Source organism: Undibacterium sp. Di27W (assembly GCF_049340345.1).
Lineage (GTDB): Bacteria > Pseudomonadota > Gammaproteobacteria > Burkholderiales > Burkholderiaceae_D > Undibacterium.
Map to the genome: position 1 here is coordinate 141663 of NZ_JBMPOS010000010.1, position 24719 is coordinate 166381.

Annotated in this window: 17 protein-coding genes; 8 read left to right on the forward strand and 9 right to left on the reverse strand. The window is 51.6% G+C overall.

Annotated elements, in window-relative coordinates; translation table 11 throughout:
* Positions 1-34: 34 nt before the first annotated feature.
* The 3 genes from ACO0LF_RS20030 to ACO0LF_RS20040 all read right to left on the reverse strand — a co-directional run bounded on the left by ACO0LF_RS20030 (position 35) and on the right by ACO0LF_RS20040 (position 5138).
* Positions 35-2677, reverse strand: a complete 2643-nt coding sequence (locus ACO0LF_RS20030) for a TonB-dependent receptor (protein ID WP_423017196.1) — start codon at positions 2675-2677, stop codon at positions 35-37.
* 475 nt (positions 2678-3152) lie between these two features.
* Positions 3153-4070: a hypothetical protein gene (locus ACO0LF_RS20035; RefSeq protein WP_423017198.1), complete on the reverse strand. Its 918-nt coding sequence runs from the start codon at positions 4068-4070 to the stop codon at positions 3153-3155.
* Positions 4071-4223: 153 nt separating this feature from the next.
* Positions 4224-5138, reverse strand: coding sequence for a helix-turn-helix domain-containing protein (locus ACO0LF_RS20040; protein ID WP_423017200.1), 915 nt, complete (start codon positions 5136-5138; stop codon positions 4224-4226).
* 380 nt (positions 5139-5518) lie between these two features.
* Here ACO0LF_RS20040 and ACO0LF_RS20045 point away from each other — a divergent pair, with 380 nt between their 5' ends.
* Both ACO0LF_RS20045 and ACO0LF_RS20050 read left to right on the forward strand, forming a co-directional pair.
* A complete protein-coding gene (locus ACO0LF_RS20045) occupies positions 5519-7456 on the forward strand; it encodes a S9 family peptidase (protein WP_423017202.1) in 1938 nt (645 codons plus the stop codon).
* Complete coding sequence (locus ACO0LF_RS20050) at positions 7453-9582, forward strand: hypothetical protein (protein WP_423017204.1); 2130 nt, start codon at positions 7453-7455, stop codon at positions 9580-9582. The genes ACO0LF_RS20045 and ACO0LF_RS20050 overlap by 4 nt, the downstream gene beginning before the upstream one ends.
* A 167-nt stretch (positions 9583-9749) precedes the next feature.
* Here the strand turns inward: ACO0LF_RS20050 and map are convergent, their stop codons facing one another.
* Both map and ACO0LF_RS20060 read right to left on the reverse strand, forming a co-directional pair.
* Complete coding sequence (gene map / locus ACO0LF_RS20055; RefSeq protein WP_423017206.1) at positions 9750-10517, reverse strand: type I methionyl aminopeptidase; 768 nt, start codon at positions 10515-10517, stop codon at positions 9750-9752.
* Positions 10514-10726, reverse strand: a complete 213-nt coding sequence (locus ACO0LF_RS20060; RefSeq protein WP_423017208.1) for a ParD-like family protein — start codon at positions 10724-10726, stop codon at positions 10514-10516. The genes map and ACO0LF_RS20060 overlap by 4 nt, the downstream gene beginning before the upstream one ends.
* A 171-nt stretch (positions 10727-10897) precedes the next feature.
* On the opposite strand from ACO0LF_RS20060, the gene ACO0LF_RS20065 reads away from it, so the two are divergent.
* Positions 10898-11521 (forward strand): hypothetical protein, encoded by a 624-nt coding sequence (locus tag ACO0LF_RS20065; RefSeq protein WP_423017210.1) that lies wholly within the window; start codon positions 10898-10900, stop codon positions 11519-11521.
* Between the two features lie 86 nt (positions 11522-11607).
* Here the strand turns inward: ACO0LF_RS20065 and ACO0LF_RS20070 are convergent, their stop codons facing one another.
* Positions 11608-12639 carry an MDR family NADP-dependent oxidoreductase gene (locus tag ACO0LF_RS20070; protein ID WP_423017212.1) on the reverse strand — a complete coding sequence of 344 codons (1032 nt, stop codon included), beginning with the start codon at positions 12637-12639 and terminating at the stop codon, positions 11608-11610.
* 254 nt (positions 12640-12893) lie between these two features.
* On the opposite strand from ACO0LF_RS20070, the gene ACO0LF_RS20075 reads away from it, so the two are divergent.
* Positions 12894-13484: a TetR/AcrR family transcriptional regulator gene (locus ACO0LF_RS20075; protein ID WP_423017214.1), complete on the forward strand. Its 591-nt coding sequence runs from the start codon at positions 12894-12896 to the stop codon at positions 13482-13484.
* 103 nt (positions 13485-13587) lie between these two features.
* On the opposite strand, the gene ACO0LF_RS20080 is transcribed toward ACO0LF_RS20075, so the two are convergent.
* Positions 13588-14667, reverse strand: a complete 1080-nt coding sequence (locus ACO0LF_RS20080; RefSeq protein WP_423017216.1) for a class I SAM-dependent methyltransferase — start codon at positions 14665-14667, stop codon at positions 13588-13590.
* A 107-nt stretch (positions 14668-14774) separates the two neighbouring features.
* Positions 14775-15635 carry an NAD-dependent epimerase/dehydratase family protein gene (locus ACO0LF_RS20085; protein WP_423017218.1) on the reverse strand — a complete coding sequence of 287 codons (861 nt, stop codon included), beginning with the start codon at positions 15633-15635 and terminating at the stop codon, positions 14775-14777.
* A gap of 222 nt (positions 15636-15857) precedes the next feature.
* On the opposite strand from ACO0LF_RS20085, the gene ACO0LF_RS20090 reads away from it, so the two are divergent.
* Entirely contained in the window at positions 15858-16490 is a 633-nt protein-coding gene (locus ACO0LF_RS20090) for an ABC transporter ATP-binding protein (RefSeq protein WP_423017220.1), read from the forward strand.
* Between the two features lie 54 nt (positions 16491-16544).
* Here the strand turns inward: ACO0LF_RS20090 and ACO0LF_RS20095 are convergent, their stop codons facing one another.
* Positions 16545-17270, reverse strand: a complete 726-nt coding sequence (locus tag ACO0LF_RS20095) for a substrate-binding periplasmic protein (RefSeq protein ID WP_423017222.1) — start codon at positions 17268-17270, stop codon at positions 16545-16547.
* Between the two features lie 349 nt (positions 17271-17619).
* Between ACO0LF_RS20095 and ACO0LF_RS20100 the strand changes: the two genes are divergently transcribed.
* The 3 genes from ACO0LF_RS20100 to ACO0LF_RS20110 all read left to right on the forward strand — a co-directional run bounded on the left by ACO0LF_RS20100 (position 17620) and on the right by ACO0LF_RS20110 (position 24711).
* On the forward strand, positions 17620-18552 hold the full coding sequence (locus tag ACO0LF_RS20100) for a substrate-binding periplasmic protein (RefSeq protein WP_423017224.1): 933 nt from the start codon (positions 17620-17622) through the stop codon (positions 18550-18552).
* A 158-nt stretch (positions 18553-18710) separates the two neighbouring features.
* Positions 18711-21749, forward strand: a complete 3039-nt coding sequence (locus tag ACO0LF_RS20105) for a response regulator (RefSeq protein ID WP_423017226.1) — start codon at positions 18711-18713, stop codon at positions 21747-21749.
* A 7-nt stretch (positions 21750-21756) separates the two neighbouring features.
* The gene (locus ACO0LF_RS20110; RefSeq protein WP_423017228.1) at positions 21757-24711 is read left to right on the forward strand and encodes an EAL domain-containing protein; all 2955 of its coding nucleotides are present in this window, start codon (positions 21757-21759) and stop codon (positions 24709-24711) included.
* The last annotated feature ends 8 nt before the right edge of the window (positions 24712-24719 follow it).

The following is a 24719-nucleotide window of genomic DNA, read 5'->3' on the forward strand; positions in this document are numbered from 1 at the left end:
GCACTGGTCAGTGCATGCATAATGTTAGATCGTCCTACAGTTTATAACTAGCCCGCAAATAAAACGAACGCCCTATAGGATCTCCGAAGCGCGGGTCATAGCCAGTTTGTGCATTCGGTGCCTGATTCGAGAACGGCGGGTTGGTGTTCAGCAGGTTCTTGATACCTGCTGACAGTGTCAGGTTCTTGAAGCCGGTATAACTGCTTGCCAGGGTCCAGATGGAATTGGCTGACACATCTCGTTTGAACTTGTCATCCACCAGATTTTGATCGGTGTAACCACCAGAGTAACGCTGCGACAAGGTGGCTGACCATGGGCCCTGGGACCAGCGTATGGCTGCATTATGACGCCAGCGTACCACGCCGTTATAGACACCGATGTTGTCGGGTGTGTCGCCGTCTATGGTGGTGTAAGTATCCTTCAGCACATAAGATCCATTGAACCAGCCGTCGATAGTGCCGAAAGAGAAAGCTGGCAGACGCCATTGGGTAGTCAAATCCAGCACCTGCGTCGTGACTTCTCCCGAATTACCCAGCGATGATACATTGATGTAGTCAAGCGCAGTACCTGCAGCATTGTAGTGGAAGCGATCACGGTACTTGTCGAAGTCGTTCATGATCATTTGTTCGTACAGCACTTCGCCGATTTCATCGCGTATAGAAATCTTGGCATAGTCCAGCGATACCGTCAGTTTTGAATTTGGTTCAAATACCATGCCCAGTGAATACGATTTGGCGCGTTCGGGCTTGAGATCACGGTTCCCGCCCACATGGGTGGGCAAATTCATATTGCAAGAAATATTCGGATTCACACCTGGCTTTGCTACGCCACCCGGACACAGCAAGGGATCATTGTACTGCGTGGATGTGATGCTGCTGACGATAGGGCCATTCAACTCATAGAGCGTAGGTGCGCGAAAACCAGTATTCATCGAGCCTCGCAAGAGCCACAGTTTGGAAGGTTGATAACGGAAACCAATCTTGGGATTGAAGCTATTGCCTGCATCGTTATAGCGGTCATAACGCGCGGCCACCTGGGTTTCAAGTTCACGGGTGATGGGGATGTTGGCTTCTGCAAAGACGGCAGAAAGATTACGTGATCCGCTGGTGTCCTTGGCTGCCACCAAGCCGCTGGCACGCGATATCATCATCTGGTCCAGGGGGCCACGCTTGACGATGAATTCTGAAGTTTCGCGTCGCCCTTCAACACCCATGGAAAAACCCAGTGGACCGGCTGGAAGCTGCATCAGGTCGCGTGTTGCACGCATGTCGAAACCGGTATTGCGGGCAGTCGCGGCAATGACCTGGCCGCGCACCTGTGAGCTTGCCAGCAAGCTTGCTCCGGTAGCATCTTGTGGCCCAAACGGGTTCAGGACGCCATTATTGATGCCGTTCTGTATTGCCACGTCATTCAGATAGCCTGCGCTCAAATCCTCAGTCACTCTGGTGCGCGCGCCTGTGATGGAGCCGCTGAGATCCCATCCGGCTATCGTGCCTGACAAAGACGCCACCAGACGGTCAGACACACCGAGATTGGTCGCTTCGCGACGACCACCTTCTACCGTGCGCCAGCTGACTGTCAGGTCTTCACCATTGAGGCCGGCAACGGCAGGCGTGCCACCTGTGCCACCCGGATACCATTTGCTGCTGGAATGCATGATCAGGCCGGTCATCGGTGGCGGCGCGATACGGTTGATATTGGTACTTTCGCTATGCAGCAGTTCCAGGCCGGCAAGGCCGTCCTGGCCGATTTTCATGGTGGCTTTGCCGAGCAAGCTGCTTTGCTTTGTCTCTGGAATATCATCGACGAAGCGTGCATAATCTTCGCGGCAGGTCTGGTTGGTGGTGCTCCTGATGGCATCTGGCGCCAGGCAACCGCTTGCAAAACGTGGGTTGCCAGAAATGCCTGCGGTGGAAAAGAAATTGGCAGGAAAGGTCGTGCCGCTGGTCTTGCTGATGCCTCTATCGGGCAAGATACCGGTTGCCGAGAATGCGCGCTCAGTCGCCATCAGCCTGGCTTGTTCATGATGATCGATTGCACCGAAAACATTGTAGCCATCTTTGTCGAGATTGCCAAAACCCGAGGTGATGCTGAAGCGCTTTTCCCTGGCGCCGCTTTGTTGCGGCATGACAGCTTCCACTGTCACGGTGGTGTCCTTGACCGAGCGCTTGGTGATGAAGTTAATAACACCGGCGATTGCATCGGTGCCATAGATATGCGAAGCGCCATCGCGCAGCACTTCTATCCTGTCGATGGCGGCAAAAGGGATGCTGTACAAGTCGGCGCTGCTGCCGTCATAAGGGTGGTTGGGCAGGCGGTGGCCATCCAGCAAAATCAGGGTGCGCCCATCACCCAGGCCGCGCAGGTTGGCGGAAGATTTACCACCGGTTTCTGCACCGACATTGCCAGCTGCCACTGTGGTTTGCTGGTTCATCGATAATGAGGTCATCACCTCTTCTATCGTCGTCATGCCTTTTTTGACGAATTCATCTGCCTTGATGACGGTCACGGGGAGTGCTGTCTCGGCGTCAATCCGTTTGATGGAAGAACCCGTGACGGTGACACGCTCTATCTTTTCTACTTCTTTTGTCTTCTCGGTTTCCTGGGCTGATGCGGCTACTGTCATGCCGCCCAATAGCAGAATTGCACTGCCATAATGTAAGCTTTTACTAATCACTGCGTCTCCAATCTTCTTGCTATTTGAATGAACCACCGGCATCTCTGAGTGCGCCGGGATATCGCTGCGGTGATGAAGACGATGGTGATGTTTATGATTATTTTTGCCCATTGCATGCATCAGGTAAGCATCGCGATTCAGCATCATTCATCATTCACGCAGATTCGATAGAATCGAGTATTGCCGCGGGAAAAAATCCCTGCTTCACATTTCTTGCTGAAGTTATCGAAACCTGCTCAAAAAAACTTCAGTCAATAGATGGTGTTGCTGTATATTCCCGTCACCTCAGTCTTGCAATAGCCCCTGCAGTGAAAGCCATAACAAGATGAGATGCGGCCTGCGTTTGGTAGGGTGCGCCATGCGCACCATTTCTTGACGTAGCCATGCGTTTCGGTGAATGAACGCACGCCTCTCTAGAGATTTTTGATAAGGAAGGCGGTGCGCATGGCGCACCCTGCCAGGATATATCAGCTTGCTACTGTGCGACAGCTTGCGCAGTTCGCATGAAGTAATCTGACCCCATCGCGCCAATGCTCTGCTCCTGGAAAAAGCGGATCATGAACTGGCGCTTGGCAGCGAGCGTAGTGTCATCGCCAACCCATTGCAGCACGCGCTGGGCATAGCCTGGGGTCATCATCCAGCCAAACATTTCTGCCTTGTCTTCTTCCGGGCCATAATATGCATAGCGGCTCACCATGGCAGCGGCTGGGTGGCCAAGATTGACAAAGCCTGTGCCGTAGGCGGTCGCGCCACCCTGACCATACGATATGGTCGCCGGGTTTAGCGATAGCCAGGCAGGATCGCGATAGTAAAAGTCACCAAATGTCCGGTGTTCTATGAAGTGGTAGAACTCATGATGTGTGCGTAACTCCATCCCCGCCAGGCAAATGTTTTCATCGTTGTCGGCATAAACCAGGCTGTCGGTCTCCGGCGCTGGCATGGCCTTGCGTCGTTGGCCAGCCACGGTGAGGTTTTTGACCAGGGCGATATGGCGCAAGCGCATGCGCTCGAAAAGAGTGGCTGGATAACGCTCCAGCGCGGGTAACACCACGCTGAGCAGGCGTTGCAGGCGCAGGCGGTCGGCCTGGCTGTCGATGAAAGTCTCGCCTTCAGGCACTGTCCATACAGCGTTTAGATGCAGGGCTGCCAGGCGTGCCTCGGTCAATGTTTTCAGTTCAGTCAGCGTAGCTTGTGGCGCAGCCACTGCGGCATAGCGAACTTCAGTGGGGCACTCGGCACGCAAGCTATCGGTTTCTGGCTGGCTGGAATTGCCCGTCGTAGTGACTGGCGCGGCGCAGGCTGAGAGAAAAAGCAGGGCTGCGGCAGCCTGAAGGCGCAAGAGTATGGGTATGGCTGGCGTAGTGATAGTAGCAATTGGCAAACGATGGCGCATAGGGCTCATCCTTTCGTCAGGCGAGGTTGGCGGAGCGGAAATGATCGCACGTGAGAATATTTATCCGGCGATGGAGTGTGCCGCATTGTGCAGGCGCATTGTCAACGCATCGCTGCAAATCCTGCCAAAATTGCCTAATCCTGTTGTGAGCTGTCAGGCGCAGCTGAAATGATTACGTCTGAAATTGGCGGGGGGTAAGCCGTAACGCATCGCAAAAGCGCGCGAAAAATGGCTGACATTATTAAAGCCCAGAGAAAAGGCGATATCAATGATGCGGGCATCACCTTCCAGCAAGGCCAGGCTGGCGCGTTCCAGGCGTAATTTCATGACATACTGGTGAGGCGGTAGCCCGACGGCCTTGCGGAATTCGCGCGAGAAATGCGATTCGCTCATGGCGCAGGAATCCGCCAGAGCGGCAATCGACACATCTTCGGCCACACTCTCGGAAATATGCGCAAGCACTTTTTGCAAGCGCGTGCCGCACAGGCTGCTGGGCTTTTGTCCTGGCAGGGGTTGAGAATAATTCTCCAGCAAGTAGGCCATCATGGCCGTCATCATGCTATCGCAAAACTGTTGCGCCAGAGGCCCGGCCAGCGTCTGCGCATTGAGCAGCTTCCCGACCAGATCCAGCACCACGCGATCGGGCGTGAACGAGGTGTCAGCCAGCGAGGATGGTGCTTCAGGATCGCGCAAGCGCCCCAGGGCACTGATGGCCGTGGTCGGGATGAAGATATTGACGATATCGCAACTGCTCAAACGACGCCAGCGCCCTTGTGATCCTGGTGGGCAAATACGAAAGCGGTTTGCCCCTATCATGCCACCGCAGACTGCGCGTTCGCCATTCCAGATTTGTGACTCCAGCGGTTCCAGCAAGACCGCAATGCGATAATTGTTGGCATGCGCACCTATGGTTTGTATGGTGGTATCCGGCTGGTCGGAAGACCAGCGCACGATGGATGCCCTGGACATGGGCAGAGGCCCTATGCAATTGCGCAGGGGGCCCGTGACGCCGCCACGCCGGAACCATGCGACCAGACCTTCGTGGCTATCTATAGTTGGTTCTGACATGTTGAGATCTCCCTCAGGCATCAATGGCGGAAAACCTGATCATTTCGACAAAATTCACTGAATAAATCGGCACGGTCCTGGCCACCATGGTCTACCCCAGGCCATCATTATTTTTTTGCTATTCATGTGGCGCTTCCCCACGAGCTGATCCAGTATTACAGAGGCATGACAAGGCCGTCTTGACGATTCACCCTGGTTTCGATGACGAAATCAGCATAGTTATGCGGCAGGTGGTGATGGTATGGTGATTGTGCCGATTTCCAGCAAATATGCGCCCATAAGTATCAAGCCCTTTTTGACGTCTGATGGTTAACTTTGCTGCGTTTCATTGCCGCCAGGCGAACTGCACTCGCCATCATGTCATCACCAGGGAATATTTAATGACCACAGAAGCTGCTCTCCATGCACTTGCCAGCTTACGCTTTGCTTCCGATCTTTGTTTCAGCCGCGATGGCGATGCGCTATTCGCCGCTATCAGATGCGCCAGCAGCGAGACCGGATTACCTGAACCCAGCCGTATCTGGCGCTTCGATGCGGCTGGTGCCCGTCAGCTCACCAGCGGCCCGCAAACTGCCGTACTTGTCAGGCCCTCACCTTGTGACGACAGGCTGGCATTTGTTTCGGATGATGATTGCCCTGGGAAATTTGCGCTTTTCCTGCTCGACACTTCCGGCAAGATAAAAAGCATAGGCCAGGTCCCCGGCACGATAGAGGATGTGCGCTGGTCTGCCGATGGCAACTCTATCGTCGTGCTGTCTGCCGACCGCGGTTTGAATGGTGGTGCGACACGTGCTGCCACCAGAATTTGGTGGGGTGAGGCGCAAGAGCCTGAGATCGCGGCTGACGATACAGTACGTCGCCGCTTATTCCGGGTCATGCTCGCTTGCGGCACCACAGAAGAAGTCGGGCCGCGTGAACATAGCGTGTGGGAATTTGCTCTGGTGCCGGGCGGCGCTGTCACCATCGCTTCGCGCGATGCCAGCGAGCGTGGCTGGCATCATGCGCAATTGCTGCGTGTCGATTTCGATAGCCGCACAGTGGCAGTGTTACACACGCCTGTCTGGCAATTGCAGGGCCTCGCCGCTAGTCCTGATGGCTGCAAGCTGGCTTTTGTGGAAGCCTGGGCCAGTGATCGCGGCCTGGTGGCCGGTGACATGAGCATGCTTGATTTGCAGAGCGGGCAAGTAAGCGTTCTTGGCTGCGAGCGGCAATCCAATCTGACTTCGCTTCAATGGCTTTCCAGTAACAGCTTGTGCTTCGCTGGCTGGGACCGTCTGGGGACTGTGTATGGTGTGATGTCGGCAGATGGCGAGATAGAATGGCAACAGCGGGAAGATGTGGCGCTGGCAGAAAATGGCTATACAGCCAGGGTCATCGCATCTGCTGATGGCAAGATGATCGCTGCAGTACGTGAGTCCGTAGGCATGCCACCAGAAATCTACTGGAAGCGACTGCATGAGCCTGAATGGACGCGCATCAGCGAGTTGAATCCGCATGTGATGTCTGCGTTTCCCGATTATCCAGAAGTACGCCATCTGACTTGGCAAGGCAAGGATGGCCTGGCGCTTGAGGGCCTGCTTTTGTTGCCGCGTCATCGTGCTTCAGCGCCGCTGCCTATGATAGTCGATATCCATGGCGGCCCCAGTTATGCAAACAAGCACAGTTTTAATCCCGGCCATGCCTTGCCTTATGTCCTGGCTGGCTTTGCGGTTTTTTTGCCTAACTATCGGGGCAATACCGGCTGGGGGCAGGATTTTGCCCGTATGAATCTCGGTGACCCTGCAGGTGCAGAATTTGCTGATATACAGGCTGGCATCGATCATTGCATTGCACTCGGTTTTGCCGATGCAGAACGCCTGGGTGTTACCGGTAGCAGTTACGGTGGCTATCTGACCAACTGGGCGGTGGCGACCACACAACGCTTCAAGGCTGCTGTGTCGGTCTCTTCGATTTCCAGTCATGTCAGTTGTCATTATGTCTGTGAGCATGATTTCCACGCCTTCATCAATGGGGGACCATTGACGGAGGCAGCCAATATGCAGATCGCTGTTGAGCGCTCGCCGCTGATGCAGATGCATAAGCATGATCCGTTTACCCCCACCTTATTCATTCATGGCCGTGAGGACCGTTGCACGCCCGTGAGCGAGGCACAGCAATTTTATGCAGGCTTGCGCGAGCATGGTGTTACTACGCAACTGGCGATTTATCCGCGTGAAGGTCATGGCAGTTTTCGTGAACCTGCCCACCGTATCGATAGCTGGGTGCGTCGTGTTGCATGGTTTGAAAAGTATTTGAAATTGGATGGGGTGGCGGCATGAGCAGGATTTCTAAACTGCTGCAGTTGCTGACGTGCTTTGCTCTGTCGCTGTGTTTGACGTCAACCTCATTCGCGCAAGCCAGGCTGAATGTGAAGCTGGAGCATGCTGTATTTCAAGGGCTTAGCGGTATCACATTACGCAGCAGTGTGCCTTTAAGCGGTATAGCCGCCGCCGATATTGTATTGACGCGCCCGGATGGCTTGCTCGTCGCACCTACCGATATTCTGGATGTCAGGAGCCAGGGTGACGAGCTGGCTATCTCGCTCAGTGCTGCCGTTTTTGCCCGCATCACTTCCGAGGGTACAACTGTAGCAACCCGCCCGTTTGGAAAGTTCAAGGCAAGTCAGGCGATAGCGGTAGTGAGACCAGGTGAGCCAGCACAGAATGCTCATCTGATAGGTGCCAGCGGCTGGACTGACGAGGGCTGGAATACCATCGTCAGCGATCCCAAATATGTTGATGCGTCGACCGGGCAACGCGGCCTGTATCGCTTTAGTGATACGACACCAAATCGAGATCTGGGTGGACGCCTGCTCGCAAAAAAAAACAGGCTGCTGACCACGCCCTCTGCACGCATTAAAAACATGCTGGTGTTGTTTGTTGAATTCCCCGATCGCAAGGCAGCTGATGCAGAAGCGCCATATCGCCAGTACAGCCAGTTCGCTCCTTACCTTCATTATTTGCAGCCAGCAGCCACCTGGTTCAACACCTCGTCTTATGGACAATTGCAACTTAAACTGGTCGCGCCCCAGCAGCATCGCAAGCTTGACTGGCTGATGCTGGGGAAGAAGGCAAAAGACTATAAATGGGGCGGCAGTACAGAAGATACTGGTGATATGTTTCACTACTGCCACGATGTCGCCCAGCTTGCTTATGAACGCTACGGCATCCGCGTTGATGATTATGATCTGCTGCTAATTATCCCTGCGCAAGGCAAATCCGGTTTGCCCAATGGGCCAGCGACAATCAACGACCAATACATGGGCCAGGCACAAGTGCCTGAGCGTGTGGTCTTGGTCGAGCGTGATGGCAAGGCACATACTCTGGATACCTTTGTCACTGCCGGGAATGACCTCTTCATCTGGGGGTATCGCTGGCTGATCCATGAGACTGGCCATACCTTCGGCCTGCCCGATTTATATATGTACAAACCTGAAATCAAAGGCGAAGAAGTTGATCGCTTCTTCTACGTCGGGGGCTGGGACATGATGGGTAATATAGGCGGACAATCCACAGATTTTCTGGCCTGGCATAAATGGAAAATGCACTGGATACGCGACGATCAGGTGGATGTCGTCAGCCAGGCCCAGACGCAAGCCAGCCATCATGTCATCAGCCCGGTAGAAACGCCGGGCGGCAGAAAGATGGTGGTGATACGCACAGGATTGGCCACTGCTTACGTCGCTGAATTCCGCACCAGGCTGGGTGTCAACAGCGACCAACCAGAGGGGAAACAGGCAGGCGTGTTGCTGTACCGCGTTGATACCTCCCTGCCAGAGAGCGGCGAAAAACCTGTGTTGCAAATCATTTCCAGACAGTATTACCATAGCCCGGAAGTAGGCGGCGAGCGCAATCTGACAGGTATCTGGCGCCCCATCGACAAGAGCCTGGATGGCTATGAAAAAGGGGCAACATGGCAAGCTGGCGATGTCTTCTCTGATCCGGCAACAGGCGTGACTATCAGCATAGACAGTATTGGGAATAATAAAGACAGTTCTAAAGCGGATGGCCGTAGTTATACTGACGAAGACACAGCAGCCTTAAGCGTTATCAAGCATGGCAACACAGCACTGGCCAGGAAAATCACATTGAGCAATGCGAGCCTGCACAAACTTAGTCATTTGCATTTCACGATCGACATAGAACAAGCGAAAGAAGAGGATAACTGGTTCGTACGCCAGCGAACGCGCTTGAGTAAAGACAATATTGTGCTTCAGTTGGCCAATGGAAAAGTTATCCCTGCCGAACAGATAAAATCATTGACGCTCACTGGAAAGGAAGTCGATGTTGAACTTCAAGCCGGGACTTTTAGCAATGCGCAGACGGCCCGCGGCTTGCGATTGGCGACCAGGTCTTATTTCAATATTGCTGCGGCTGCTGGAATTGCTGTGCGTTTGCAGCCTTAAAAGCTTCTTGCAAGAGGTGGGGCCGTGGTGCGCACGGCGCACCCTACTCAATTGCGGACGTCAAGAGTGAAAATATCCGTGCATACTGTAGGGTGCGCCATGCGCACCGTTTCATCCCCGTATTGATGATGAAGATGCTGAGTTACAAGGCACTTACTTTACTGGACTTAGCTCAAGGCTCTTTCCCCGGCGCGTAAGGTCAAAACCTGCACACCGTCTTTTGTCACGGCCACAGTATGCTCGAACTGGGCGGATAATTTGCCATCCATGGTGACAACGGTCCAGCCATCATCTTGGGTCTCTACGTCATGGCGACCCTGGTTGATCATGGGTTCTATGGTGAATACCATGCCTTCCTTCAAGATCATTCCAGTTCGCGGTTTCCCCCAGTGCAGGATTTCTGGTGGCTCGTGCATTTCCTGGCCTATGCCATGGCCACAGTATTCCCTGACGACAGAATAGCCATTGCGTTTGGCATGGCTTTCTATGGCATGACCTATATCACCCAACCTGGCACCAGGGCGCACGGCTTTGATGCCCTTCCACATGGCTTCATACGTCACTTGTACAAGTCGCCTGGCTGCTGCTGACACTGTGCCGACAAGATAAGTTTTGCTGGAGTCGGCGATATAGCCATTTTTTTCCAGGGTGATATCGAAATTGACGATATCACCATCTTGCAAGATTTCTGTAGTGGATGGCACACCATGGCAGACGGCATTGTTGCGCGATGAGTTCAGCGCATAGGCGTAACCGTATTGCCCCTTGCTGGCCGGGCGTGCTTTGAGTTCATTGACGATAAAGCTGTCGACCATGTCATTCACCTGCATGGTGGACATGCCAACCAGGTTCATGTTGTCAAGGTGAGTAAAAACGCTCGCCAGCAGTTTGCCTGACTCTGCCATCAGGGCGATTTCTTCCGGGCGCTTGGTCATGCTAAAGCAGCCCTGAAAGCCTGGGGTTCAACACCAGCAGCCCGCAGTTCGTGGACGACTATCTCATTAAATGACATGGTCGGATTCATTTCGCAGAGCATGCCTATCCTGATCCAGAAGGCGGCTTGCGCATTGATGGAACGGCAGGACACGGCACTGGCTTTGCGCATTTGGTCGTGCAGATCATCGTCGATATTGACTATGCCCATTGATTACCTTTATATATGAAACGTATATGAATTGTATATTCAATGCAGGTGATGGTGCAAGTGGCTTTTTGCGCTGGTCAAGATTGCTAAGTGCATATATAGTCTTTTTAATATCTGCTAAAAAACTGCTGGCAAAAACCCTTCGTATACATCAACGAAAAGGAAAAGAACATGGGCCCGACCAAAATCATGATCATCCGCCATGCAGAAAAGCCCGGCACTTATGGCAGCAATACCTTGAGTGGTGTGAATTTGCTGGGAGCTAGCGATAACCAGTCATTGGTTACCCTGGGCTGGGAAAGGGCAGGCGGGATAGGCAATTTGTTTTGTCCCAGCAATGGACAGTTGCTAAGCGCCGAATTGGCCATCCCAAATGTCATCTATGCCGCAAATCCGGCGACTGTCAATCACAAGGAACCCAGTCAGAGACCTTATCAGACTATTTCGGCACTGACGGCCAAGTTAAATCTGACACCGAATACATCATTCGACAAAAGTCAGTATAAGCACAGCGATGGCATGGTGGCTGATGTGCTGGCGCAGTCTGGCACTGTACTCATCTCATGGCAGCATGAAGACATATGGCAGGGGCCGGGCCAGGATTCCATCGTCAATGAATTATTGAAGAAGACAAATACAACCTCCTTGTCCAACCTGCCTGCTGAGCCCTGGCCAGGCTCACGTTACGACATGGTCTTTGTGCTGGACAGGCCAAGCGGTACGGGCGTGTTTACTGCTTTTACCCAGGTGCCACAAATGCTGCTGGCAGGTGATAGCAGCGAGCTTTTTAAATAATTGCGCATGCTATTTTGCCGTCGAGAAATCTTCCGTCCAGAGGCTGGGCCTTGCCTGTAAGTAGATCCAGCCCCCCAGGTTTTTACCTACAATTCCACATACACCAGACCCTTGAGTTTGCCTTTGCAAGCCTCATGCAAGGCGAGGGGCGCATTTTCCAGGCCCATGAATTTCGACGAGACCAGTTGTATGCCTTCGTTCTGTTGCCATTCGCCCAGGCGTTCCAGCCATTCATTGAAAGCATCAACATCATTATCGGCACTATAGCCACGCATGCTGATGCCCTTGAGTATGAGTTGAAAGCTATCCAGTTCTACCGGCGCAAGTTTTGTCGCTCCCTTGGTTGCCAGCTCTGCTGACAAGGCACCGAGCAAGACAAAGCGCGCTCCTTCCCTGGCGACTTCCACCGCAGCGTGCAATTGCTCGCCACCGACAATATCGACATACACATCGATGCCTTGCGGTGCTGCCTCAGCCAATAATTCTACGAAGGGCTTGCTACCGGTCACAATCACTGTGTCGTAACCGAGCCCGGCTTTCATCCATGCAGCTTTGCCTGGGGATGTGGTGCTGCCTATGACATGCGCAGCGCCAAGCTTGCGGGCAATTTGTCCTGCCATGGAACCGATAGCGCCAGCGCCGCTGGAGACGAACACCGTATCCCCCTGGCGCACCTGGACTCCACGCGTCAAGGCTGCGTAAGCGGTCCAGCCATGGCCCAGATGCGCCACAGGATTTGCCGGGCCGGCAGGGAGAGGCAGGCACTGGCTCAAGGGTACAGCAGCATACTCACGCCAGCCATAATGATGCGAGACCAGGTCACCAGGCTGTAAGCCACTCCCTGCTGGTGCAGAGATCACTTCGCCTATCGCGCCATCTGCCAGCGTATCGCCGGGCTTAATAGGAGGAAAGGGTATGCCCTTGATATCTTCTGCACCGGCACTCATCATGAGACGTGCAGAAATCGAGACACGGAACCAGCGATTGCGCACCAGCACATCTTGTTCTGATAGCTGTGGCATGGGGCAGGCAAGGATCTCGAAATCGGTGGGACAAGGGTTTGCGGCAGGACGTCGCAGCAGCTTGACTTCACGGGATGTAGTGGGGAGGGCAGTCATGCATGGCTCCTGGTCAAAGTTAAGAAAGTTAAGAAAGTTAAGAAAGTTAAGAAAGTTAAGAAAGTTAAGAAAGTTAAGAAAGTTAAGAAAGTTGAGAAAGTTGAGAAAGTTGAGAAAGTTGAGAAAGTTGAGAAAGTTGAGAAAGTTGAGAAAAGTGTGCCGCGCACTTCATGTTTTTGAAATGCGAGCATATAATCGCATTTTATCGTTTGGGCTGAGGTTTGCCCACTCGCGTTCCTGGACCATGGAATATCATGCGCAAAGCACCACGCCAACAGCGTTCACAAGTCATGGTGAACACCATACTTGAAGCCGCGACTCGCGTTTTGGCGCAGCGCGGCTGGGCAAATTTCAAGACCAATGAGGTTGCCGAGGTGGCTGGCATCAGCATAGGATCGCTATATCAATACTTCCCTGACAAGCTGGGGCTAGCCGAAGAAATACGCAAACGGCATCTCAGTGCTGTGCTGGCAGCACTGTCCAACTCTGCTCATGGCGAGGCAGCGACGACGCTGGAGCTAAGAGTGACGCGACTGATCGATGGCGTCATTGCCGTGCACGCTGTAGATCAGGCCCTGCACCGTGTCTTGCTGAAAGAGGTGCCTTTCGTCACGGTAGCCAATGGGGAAGAATTTGAACGTGAATATCAGGGCCGTTACCGGGAATTGATTGCGGTGAGTGCAGGTGCCATCCCAAATGCCAGTGATGAAGTTGCCGCAAGGGTGCTGGCTGCTGCAGTCGAGGGCGTAGTGCATGCTGCGGCCAGGCATGGAGAGTTGAAATCAGCTTTGCTGAAACGGGAACTTGCTCATCTGGTTATCGCTTATTTGCGGGTGCGAGCGTGAGGGCAAACCGCATAAGCAAAAGGAAAGACACGCCGCCTTTTGCCTGCAGGAATAGCGGAGTTGATCAAATCATCAGCGCATGCTGAGGTGATGCACGATGCCATCACAGGCACATCACATCCACGCCCACTATGTTCCTGGCATGTATTTCCTGAACAATTTCAGCCTGGTAGTTGGGATTGGATATCAGCAGCAAGTCGCCTGGTTTTGCGGCTGCAAAAAATGCTTCCTTGCTTTGAATCTGTACATGTGAGCCGGGTAAAAATTTCCCGCATTTCAGGGGATTGACGTCAATGGCAAAACCGACTTGCGGTATGAGTTTACCCTGATTCATACAATGCATCAGGAACATGCAACCCTTGGTTGCTGCCCCCCAGATATACAGCTTGCTTGTTGGTGCCAGTCTGGTTTCTATGGACGCTATTTTTTCTGCATGCGAGGGGAAGAGTTGTTCGAAATCCAGGTCTTTCCACACACTGCTTTCATACAAACTGGCAAATTGCGCCGACAGGCTTGCCAGGTCAGCGATGGCATACTGGTATTGGCCATTGAAGCATCGTCCCGACTTCAGGACATGGTGATCAAACAAAGCGAGCAAGGATTTTTCTGAAAAATAATTGACATGCTCGTAGGTGACATCGAAGAAAGCCTGGTTATCAAGCATCCAGTCGTAGCTGGGCACTTCTATGTAAACGGCGGCCTGGCCAAATATATCCCTGAGCATGGTCAAAAATTCGTGTGGTGCTTTGATATGCTCAAGAACATGGCGTAACACGACGACGTCGGCCGGTATTCTATCCTCAGGCGTCAGGAATCTTTTTTGTATGCGGGGATTATTGCCTTCATAACTGAAGTCATAACCGGATGCCGAGAAATAAGTATCCGCCTGGACTAACTCAACAAAATCTCCTTTGCCGCAACCAACTTCAACCAGCACACTGTGCTGAGCAAATTCAGCCTTCAGGATAGCAAGTACATCTTTCATATGTGCTTGAAAGAGTTTTGAATGTACCTGGCTGGTTTGATAATTTTCGTCGTAGGTGGCAAGACTGGAATCAAACGCAGCATTTTCGACAAAGCCCAGCGCTACATTTTCACGCAAGCGCATTTCACCAAACTTGTCTTCGTCTTCAATCGAAGACAAGAGCTGGTTTGGAACTGTAGGCAGCAGTAATTTATTCATATAGTCAAGTCAACTCTATCATTTCGAGTAAATTGGCACTGAAAATCAATGAGCCTCTCCAGCCATTCGACGCAGTAACAGTATTTACGATCTGTCTTCATGTTCCGTCATTTTGTTTTTTTATTATTGATACCCCAAAAAGCCATGGGCTCATAGTCAGGGTAGGGGTAGTAGCCCAGGTTGAGATGAATGTTGGCACCTCGTTCTTTGATTCTTTCTTCGACCAGCCGTCTGATGGAAATAGCTTCACCGCTGCATACATTAAACACACCAGCTTCGTTTGATTTTAATATGTCCAGCAGTTGCTGCGCTACTTCCTCTACTGGCAGATAGTCGCGCAACTGCTCGCCACCGCTCATATTGAAGACAGTGTCGCCGTTGGCAATGGCCGTATCAAGCTGGGCCAGTATGGACTTGGGATTTTGCCCTTGGCCATACATATAGAATAATCGCGCCCATTGCAGCTTGAAGCTGGATTCTGCCTGTAAATGGCCCAGGTATAGACGCAAATTATCCTTGGCCAGTGCATAGGGGTTGGCGGGCATGGGTGTGGCTGTTGCATCTATGGGGCCATACTGAAAGCCATATTCAAAGCAAGTGCCGGTCACCAGCACATTGCTGACACCAGCTTTGACCAGTTGTTTAATAAAGTCATAATTGCGGGGAAGATTCTCTTCCAGATGGAACAGCGACTTATAGTTAGGCAAGCCTTGCCAGGCCAGATGGATAAGCCCAGCACCAGCTTCAGGCTGGAATGTCAGGTGATCCTGGTGAAAATCCAGGCTGATGAATCTGACCTTGTCATACCAGGCAAAGCTGCGGGCTTTTTGTTCATCCCTGGCTATCGCCACCACTTCATGGTCGTCAAGCAGCAAGGGGATTAAATGCTGCCCTATAAAACCGGTCGCACCACTCACGATGAGTTGGCGACGGCCAGTATTGTTCCTGCGCCCTTCAGAGAGTGTCATGTTGTGCTTCTGTATGTTCAAATGTGAAAGGTATTTTACTTTGTCGTCGCTGCTCTGTATATCGTATGAGAAATCACAGGCAGTTGTTTGTGTTTAATGTGGCTAATTTTTTTGCAGGCATATTGATAGCGCAGTCTTGCAATGCCAGTAAAAAGCCCTGTATCCTGCATTTTCAAGTTGAGTAGTTTTTGTAAATTCACAGGTTTTTTTAAAAATATGTTGATGGAAAATCCAAACAGCGTACTGCTGCAAGCTCGCAATCTCAATTTTTCCTATCCTGGTAAAACGTTGTTCAGCGACTGGTCTGGCGATATCAGTGCTGGTATCAATCTGGTGCTTGGCGGCGATGGGCGTGGCAAGACTAGTTTGCTGCAATTGCTGGCAGGTGATTTGCAGGCGCACAGTGGGCAGTTACAGATACAGGGGATAGCCCTGCATGAGCAAGTGGCGCAATATCGCAGCCTTGTATTCTGGCTGGACCCGCGCGCAGATACCTTTGACCAGATCAGTGTGCAGGAGTATTTTTCCAGCGTGTGCAATCGCTATCCTCAATTTGACGAGAAGCTGCTGGAAAATGCGATTGAGGGCCTGGCCCTGACCAGTCATATGCACAAGCATTTGTATATGCTGTCTACTGGCAGTAAACGCAAAGTCTGGCTGGCAGCGGCTTTTGCCGCTGGTGCGACCATCAATTTACTGGACGACCCGTTTGCTGCGCTGGACAAGTCATCGATAGAATTTATCCATAAGACCTTGCTGCAACTGGCACAAAATCCAGGTCAGGCATGGGTGCTTGCCATGTATGCCACACCACCAGGCCTGCCCCTTTCTTGCTTGATTGACCTGGGCGATTGAAGACAACTTGTGACATAGGCAATGGAGATACACAATGGAGACAGGTAATGAGGTTTACTCGCTGCGCTGCCACTCAGCCAGGACAGTATTTTGTATATTTTCTATGGTCTTATCTTTTTGCATTTTCTGTAAAACAGCAGTCAGTGCCGGGACCATGGCTTCATGCTTTTTGTTGACATAATGAAAGACAGGAAAGGTCGCCAATGGTGGCATGAGTACAGTGATATCGCTTTGCTTTAATTCATTCAAGGTAGCCAGGCCTGAGATACGATTTGCTACGACGATGTCTGAGCGTCCCAGCAGCATTTTTTGAAAAGCCTGGCGCATCGTAGGTGCGGCTTCCAGTTTCATGCCCAGGGTATTTTGCTCGATAATCTTGATGCCTTTGACAAAACCGATGGTGTAAGGGCGCAAACTCTCCCAGCCGGTGACGACGAAATTGGTGCCATAGGTAAAAATAACAATTTCATAAGTCAGCAAGGGCACTGGCACGATAATCAGATTGGGATAATCCCTTTCCATGCCCAGCTTTCTGTACAGCTCTGCATCCATTTCGCCATTATTGGCACTACGCAGGGAGCGCTCACCAGGCAAGTAATGAATATTAAAACTCATGCCCAGTTTGCGATACGCCGCCTCCATGATTTTTTCGGCTACGCTGGTAGCAGGATCTTTTTCTATCAAAGTAGAAATTTGCAAGACCTTGCTTTGCTGTGCCAAAGCGGGTAAACAAACCAGGCCAGGCAAGCTGGCAAGTTTCAAGAGCGTCCGTCTTTGCATGATAGGGCCTTACATCTTGTGATGAGAGTTCAACACCTCAAGCATAGACGGTGTTGACCGAAAGAGCATGCATGTTTTAACAAAAGTAACATTGTTCATTTGTAAAACGAACTTGTCGACTTATCTTTCATGAAACTGGCAAAAAATGAAAGTTGCTCTTGTGATATTGGCACAATTGGGGAATACTGCACTTAGTACGTGTTTATGATCTGTAGCGAGCGTTAGCGGGGAGAAGAGTCGCGCATGAGCCACCGATCACACTCGCGCTTAAGATCGGCAACAGGTTCTTGGACGGTGCTGATGCAGTATCGGTAAGCCAGGATAGAAACAGTATGAAAGTGGGATGCCCATGTTCGCTGTTGTAGATAAATCCCCGGAACAGCTTGAACGTCTGTGTCTGTGGCACGCGTCTCTAAGCAAGACTGGCTTGGTCTTTTTACAGATCATATTGGCAAGCTGTATTTGTTTCCTGCTTTGCCCTGACGCCGTGGCAGGCCAGACTAGTCTGAAATATTTCCCGGTTGGCCCTATCTATGGATATCGCTGGAAATTGCTTGAACTGGCACTCGCTCATACCCAGTCTGAGGCAGGGGATAGCAAACTGGAGCCCTTTGCTGAAGAAGTAACCCAGAATCGCGGCATCTCTTTATTGCAGTCGGGGGCGATTGATGTCATTGCCCTGGGTACCAATGGCGAGCGCGAGGCGCAGATGTTGCCCATCAAAATCGACATCTTGCGTGGCATTATTGGTTATCGCTTACTGGTGATCCGTAAATCAGATCAGGCCAGCATTGCTCTGATGACTGAACAGGCACTACGTCAACAGCTGACTTTTGGATTGAATAGCCAATGGGCTGATTTGCCAATTTTACGTGCCAATGGATTTACTGTAGTGACGTCGACCAACTATGAAAACCTGTTTGGCATGTTGGCGGCGGGACGCTTTGATGCATTTACGCGTGGCTTGAATGAGGCTGCTCTGGAGATAGAAAAGCACAAAAATCAATTCCCACAGTTGATAGTAGAAAAAAGCAAGGCACTGTATTTTCCCTATCCGGTTTATTTTTGGGTGCGCAAAGACCATCAACTACTCGCATCAAGAATAGAGCGCGGATTGATGCTGGCTTTGGCTGATGGCTCATTTCGTCAGTTATTCGAAACCTATCATGCAAAAGATATAAAGAAATTGGCAAGCGAGAAGCGCCAGTTGATCAGACTCAGTAATCCAGTCCTGCCAGCAGGCACGGTGGAACCGGATACCCGCTGGTGGTGGCGTGAGTAAAGTGTACCTTTGAAACATAAATGAAAGATGCCTGCCCGACGATCAGGGCAAGGCCAGGTTCACAAGCATGCTCGTCGCGCAAGCGAAAGGTACTCTGTTGCACTCTGTTTCCAAGTGACAGTCCACTCAGTGCAGTGCAAACTCTTGAAGGAAAATTGATGTTCCTGGCACAGACGCTTTCCCGACGCTTGCTGTACACCATGTTGCCATGGTATCTGTTGATTGCCATCAGTATGACGGCCGCACAATTGCTGATCCAGTATGTCAGCGTCAGCCGTGACATTGATAGTGATCTGGCTTCCCTGGGGAAAACGATAGCGCCGCATGTGAGCAATGCAGTATGGGAACTGGATCACCCACAACTCGATAGCATCGTACAAAGTGCCGGTCAAAATGCCATCGTTACCGGTGTACAGGTAGAAAATGTTACTGGGGAAATGCTGCTGGAAATGGGGAGTGTGCCACCATCAACACAGCAGTCAACAGGACTTTTTTCCAGACAGTTTAAACGTACTGTCATTCCTCTTTTTTATCATACCCCGCGTGGTGACAGTCGTTTGCTTGGTCAGTTAAAGATGTATTCCAGTCATGACGTCATCTGGGATCGTGTCAAGTACGGTTTTCTGATCGTGCTGTTGAATTCCATCATTGTCACTAGCGCCTTGTGGTTGATTTTTTTATGGACCATACGCTATCGTTTATCCAATTCCGTGACCAAGGTCGCCACCGCAGTCGCTAACTGGCGTTTTCGTTCCAGCGATATGCCCATGGAAGATATTACCTATCCGTATCGTGATGAACTTGGGGAATTGGTCAAGGCTTTCAATGAAGGCCGTCAGCAATTATTTTTATCCATGCAGGAGCTCGATGAACTCAATCGTAATCTGGAAAAGATAGTTACTGAGCGTACCCAGGAATTGCAAACAGCCAAGGAACAGGCTGAGTCAGCCAATCTTGCCAAAGGACAGTTTCTGGCAAATATGAGCCATGAAATTCGCACCCCCATGAATGCCGTATTAGGCATGCTTTATCTTGCCCTTAAAGGGGAATTGAATCCCACACAACGCAATTACCTCAGCAAGGCACAAGGAGCTGCCCGTTCACTACTGGGTATCATCAATGACATACTGGATTTTTCAAAAATAGCCGCTGGCAAGCTGGAGATGGAACAAATTGAGTTTGCGCTGGAGGCGGTGCTGGAGCAGCTTAGCGATGCCATCAGCTATCAGACTGAACATAAGGGGCTGGAATTTTTGATTCGTTATGATGTTGCCATTCCCCCTGTACTGATAGGTGATCCTCTGCGGCTGGGGCAAGTCTTGTTGAATCTGTGTGGCAATGCTGTCAAATTCACGGAACATGGTGAGGTGGAACTGGGTTTTCAGTGCCTGTCTTTGACAGAGACGGATGTCATGCTGCGTGTGCATGTGCGTGATTCTGGCATCGGTATCGCTGAAGATATCAGGGGTGGTTTGTTTACCAAATTCACCCAGGCCGATCAGTCAACTACGCGCCGTTTTGGAGGGACCGGGCTGGGTCTGGCAATCTGCAAAAACCTGGTTGAATTGATGGGTGGACAGATCTGGATAGAAGATACCCAGCCAGGCAAGGGCACTACTGTTTGCTTTACCGTGCAATTGAAAATAGCGGCCACGGCGCAACCCGCTGCCAATAGTCTGATAGAGCAAACTGGCCGGCTGCTGGATGATGTGCGCATCCTGGTCGTCGATGACAACCAGGTATCGCGTGAAATCCTGACAGAGATGCTGAGTTATTTTCATGTCGATGTCAGTACCGCAGAAGATGGTGGCAGTGCGCTGGACATGCTCAGAAATGCTGGCGACAAAGCCTATGACCTGGCCTTGATAGACTGGCGCATGCCGGGCATGAATGGCGATGAGGTGAGCAAGCGCATACATCTCGATACCGCCATCAAATCCCCCCCCAAGATCGTCATGGTGACCGCCTATGGCCGTGAGGATGTCATACAACTTGCTGAGCTGGCTGGCGTGGATGGTTTTCTCATCAAACCGGTATCACCTTCTACGCTCCTGGATGTCATATTGACGGTACTTGGCCGGGCTCGTATTCTGAGGCCTGGCGACAGCTTGCGCATGACTACGCCCGACCTGGCTGTCAGCGGTCAACTGGCAGGTGCCAGCATTTTACTGGTGGAAGACAATGACATTAACCGCGAATTTGTCACCGAGTTACTACGCAGTGAAGGGATAGATGTGGACCAGGCCGTCAATGGCCTGGATGCCATTGAGCAAGTGCAAAGACGCGACTATGACGCTGTGCTGATGGATATACAGATGCCTGTCATGGATGGCCTGGAAGCAACGCGGCGTATCCGTGCACTGATGAATGCCGATGGCAGTGCACGCTTCGCAAAAATGCCTATTATCGCGACGACTGCCCTGGCAATGGCACAGGATGCAAAAAAGACATTGGCTGCAGGTATGAATGATCATGTTACCAAGCCTATCATGCCAGACAAACTGATAGCAGTATTAGCCAGGTGGATACATATTCCAGGCCGCAGGGTAGGTATGCAAGTCGCTCTGCGGCAGACACTTGAAATCCCGCCAGAACTGCTGGCCATACGCAGCCTGGATGCGCGCGAAGGTGTGCGTCGCATCGGTGGAAAGACTTCTGCCTATCTCAAGCAGTTGCGCCGCTTCAGAGTGAATTATGCGGACATGGCGGCTCATTTGCAAAATTTGCTGGAACAACAAAATGTGCAGCAGGCGGAAGAGTATTGTCATATGCTGAAAGGGGTAACAGGCAATGTTGCTGCCATCGCATTGCACAAAAAAATAGCCAATATTGATGGCATGCTTAAACTGGGACAGGTGCCTGCTCAGGCTGAACTGGATGAGTTGCAGATTTTGGCGCAAGACTTGTTTGCCGACATTGACAGACTGGATAGCGAAGCGGAAGTTGCCGCTGCCCCGACTCCAGGGATACTGGATGGTGCACATATCAATTTGTTATTGCAACAACTAGGCGAGGCACTGGAGTATGATCTGGGTAGTGTTGAGTCTGTACTGAGTGAGTTGCAGGCCGGAGTCAGTGGCACATATCTGCAAGCGGACATGGCTGCTATTGCGGCCAGCGCTGATGTGTTTGATATTGATGCTGCGCTCTCTTTGCTCACTGACCTGAAAAAACGCCTCAGTCCACCAAGTGAGTGACAGTATCATGACCGACATCGCCAATAGCCGCCAGCGCATACTCATCGTCGATGACGTGATAGAAAATCTGCATGGCTTGATGAGCATGCTGCGTGATGAATATGCCATCATTGCCGCCAGTACTGGTGAAAAAGCCCTGGAACTGGCACAGCGTTTGCCCCATCCTGATTTGATCTTGCTGGATATAAAAATGCCGGGCATGGATGGTTATTCTGTGCTGGTGCATTTGAAGGCCAATCCAGCCACGGCGGATATCCCTGTCATTTTTGTGACGGCCATTTCTGATGCCGGTGACGAGGCACGCGGCCTGACACTGGGGGTGGCAGATTACATTACCAAGCCTGTCAATCCAGACCTTCTGCTACTGCGCGTGCGCATACAACTGGAATTGCAGCGCTATCGCCGCTATCCCATCAATTTTGATATTGCCCGCCACGCTGATCCGGCACACCCGCCTACATTGCTGGTGGTGGATGATGTGCCTGAAAATATCCATGAATTGCTGGAGGCATTGAAAGCCAGCTATCGCATCACTGTGGCCAATTCAGGTGCCAAGGCAATTGAAATGGTGGCTGGTGCAACGCCGCCAGATCTGGTTTTACTCGATATCATGATGCCGGGCATGGATGGGTATGAAGTTTGCCGGCGCATCAAGGCCACACCTGCCGGTAATCGTATTCCTGTCATCTTCGTCACCATCTTCGATACCACCCAGCAAAAACTGAAAGGCTTTGATGTTGGTGGCGCAGACTATATCACCAAGCCCTTTGACATAGATGAGGTACATGCGCGCGTGCGCATCCATCTGGAGCTGGCCAGACTCAGGCATTTTCTTGAGCAACTAGTGGCGCAACGCACGGCCTTGCTGATCAAGAGTGAAGAAAAATACCGCATCCTGGCTGATTATTCGCCCAACTGGGAATACTGGATGGCGCCCGATGGCAGCTATCTGTATGTATCTCCAGCCTGTCTGGAAGATTCTGGTTATACACCGGAAGAATTTTTTGCAGATGCCAGCCTGATAGAAAAAATCATACATCCGGATGATCTGAATGCCTGGAAATTGCATGGGCCGCACTCAGGTGATACGCATGGTGCCGCCCTTATTTTTCGCATAAAAGCCAAGGATGGAACCGAGCGCTGGATAGAGCATGTATGCAAGACAGTGTACGATGCCAGCGGTAAATACCTGGGTTTGCGCGGTTCGCACCGCGATATCTCCCAGCGTCACCATGCCGAAGAAAAACTGGATTTCTTTATCAATCGTGATCCGCTCACGGGCTTGCCCAACCGTGCTCTGTTTCATGAATTATTGCATCATGCCTTGCAATCGGCTGAACGTGAGCAAGCACAGTTTGCCTTGCTCTACATAGATCTCGATAATTTTAAAACCATCAATGAAAGCCTGGGGCATAGCCTGGGTGACCAATTATTGATAGAAGCAGCCCGGCGTTTGAAGATATTACTTCCTGATATAGATGCGATTGCCCGCATCAGCGGTGATGAATTCAATATCATCCTGCATCCTGGCGATGGCATGCCCTGGGTGGACCTGCTGGCGCAACGCGTGATAGAGGAAATGGCCAGGCCTTTCGAACTCGGTGGCCATAGCGTGTATGTCGGTGCCAGCATAGGTATTGCCTTGTATCCCAATGACGGTAATGATACCGAGTCCCTGCAAAGCAATGCCGATGCTGCCCTGCATCAGGCCAAAATGCAGGGGCGTGGTATCTTGCGCTTTTTTTCGTCCGATATGAGCCGTCGCGCCAAAGAGCGCCTGACTCTGGAGGCAGACTTGCGCCGCAGCATAGAACGCGACGAATTGCGCCTGCATTATCAACCTCAAGTGGATTTGATCAGTGGTCAGATTGTGGGGCTGGAAGCACTGGTGCGCTGGCAGCATCCTGTGCGTGGCCTGATACCGCCGAATAATTTTATTTCACTGGCTGAAGAGAGTGGTTTTATCTTGCAATTGGGTACCTGGGTCTTGCGCAAGGCTTGCCAGCAAATCAGGCAATGGTCAGACCAGGGGTTTAGTTTGCGCCAGGTTGCTGTGAATGTCTCTGCACTGCAGTTGAGTCGCGGTAATTTGCTGGAAATCGTGCAAGCCTCCCTGCAAGAAACCGGGATCGCGGCAGATCAACTGGAACTGGAAATTACCGAGAGCAGCATCATGCTGGACCAGGAGCGGGCTTTCAAATCCCTGGCAGATTTAAAAGCGCTGGGAGTGCGTTTGTCGATCGATGATTTTGGCACGGGTTATTCTTCGCTCGCCTACCTGCAACAACTGGAAGTACATAAACTCAAGGTTGACATGGCTTTTGTGCGTGACATGACGAGCAATAGCGGTAATGCATCCATCGTCAAGGCCATCATCGCCATGGGCCATAGTCTGGGGCTGGAGGTGATTGCCGAAGGGGTGGAAACCATAGGGCAGGCACGTTATCTGCGGGCTCTGCAATGCGATGTCATGCAAGGCTATCTGATCAGCAAGCCGCTCTCTGCAGAGGCGATGACGAATTTTCTGGCCAGCTATATTGCGCAAGAAATCCAGGAAGAAGAAGGACGCCTGGCGCTTTTGCTGGTGGATGACGAAGCGAGTATTTTATCGTCGTTGTCACGTTTATTCCGCCGAGAAAATTATCATATCCTGGTGGCCAGCAGCGCTGAAGAAGCATTGGCATTGCTGGCTTTGCACCCTGTGGGCGTGATCTTGACTGACCAGAGAATGCCAGGCATGACAGGAACAGAATTATTGGCCCGTGCCCGCAAGCTGCATCCCAAAACGATACGCATGGTCTTGTCTGGCTACACGGGTCTGGATAGCCTGACTGATGCTATCAATCGTGGGGAAATTTATAAATTCCTGACCAAGCCATGGGAAGACCAGGATTTACTGGATGCAGTACGCGATGGTTTCCGGCGCTATGCAGAATTGAATGGCAATGATGCACAAGGCTGAGTTTGTAA

Excerpts from the sequence above, each read along its gene's own strand:
- ACO0LF_RS20035 (WP_423017198.1), bottom strand. The coding sequence starts at position 4,070 with ATGCGCCATCGTTTGCCAATTGCTACTATCACTACGCCAGCCATACCC.
- ACO0LF_RS20040 (WP_423017200.1), bottom strand. The coding sequence starts at position 5,138 with ATGTCAGAACCAACTATAGATAGCCACGAAGGTCTGGTCGCATGGTTC.
- ACO0LF_RS20045 (WP_423017202.1), top strand. The coding sequence starts at position 5,519 with ATGACCACAGAAGCTGCTCTCCATGCACTTGCCAGCTTACGCTTTGCT.
- ACO0LF_RS20050 (WP_423017204.1), top strand. The coding sequence starts at position 7,453 with ATGAGCAGGATTTCTAAACTGCTGCAGTTGCTGACGTGCTTTGCTCTG.
- map (WP_423017206.1), bottom strand. The coding sequence starts at position 10,517 with ATGACCAAGCGCCCGGAAGAAATCGCCCTGATGGCAGAGTCAGGCAAA.
- ACO0LF_RS20060 (WP_423017208.1), bottom strand. The coding sequence starts at position 10,726 with ATGGGCATAGTCAATATCGACGATGATCTGCACGACCAAATGCGCAAA.
- ACO0LF_RS20065 (WP_423017210.1), top strand. The coding sequence starts at position 10,898 with ATGGGCCCGACCAAAATCATGATCATCCGCCATGCAGAAAAGCCCGGC.
- ACO0LF_RS20070 (WP_423017212.1), bottom strand. The coding sequence starts at position 12,639 with ATGACTGCCCTCCCCACTACATCCCGTGAAGTCAAGCTGCTGCGACGT.
- ACO0LF_RS20075 (WP_423017214.1), top strand. The coding sequence starts at position 12,894 with ATGCGCAAAGCACCACGCCAACAGCGTTCACAAGTCATGGTGAACACC.
- ACO0LF_RS20080 (WP_423017216.1), bottom strand. The coding sequence starts at position 14,667 with ATGAATAAATTACTGCTGCCTACAGTTCCAAACCAGCTCTTGTCTTCG.
- ACO0LF_RS20085 (WP_423017218.1), bottom strand. The coding sequence starts at position 15,635 with ATGACACTCTCTGAAGGGCGCAGGAACAATACTGGCCGTCGCCAACTC.
- ACO0LF_RS20090 (WP_423017220.1), top strand. The coding sequence starts at position 15,858 with ATGGAAAATCCAAACAGCGTACTGCTGCAAGCTCGCAATCTCAATTTT.
- ACO0LF_RS20095 (WP_423017222.1), bottom strand. The coding sequence starts at position 17,270 with ATGCAAAGACGGACGCTCTTGAAACTTGCCAGCTTGCCTGGCCTGGTT.
- ACO0LF_RS20100 (WP_423017224.1), top strand. The coding sequence starts at position 17,620 with ATGTTCGCTGTTGTAGATAAATCCCCGGAACAGCTTGAACGTCTGTGT.
- ACO0LF_RS20105 (WP_423017226.1), top strand. The coding sequence starts at position 18,711 with ATGTTCCTGGCACAGACGCTTTCCCGACGCTTGCTGTACACCATGTTG.
- ACO0LF_RS20110 (WP_423017228.1), top strand. The coding sequence starts at position 21,757 with ATGACCGACATCGCCAATAGCCGCCAGCGCATACTCATCGTCGATGAC.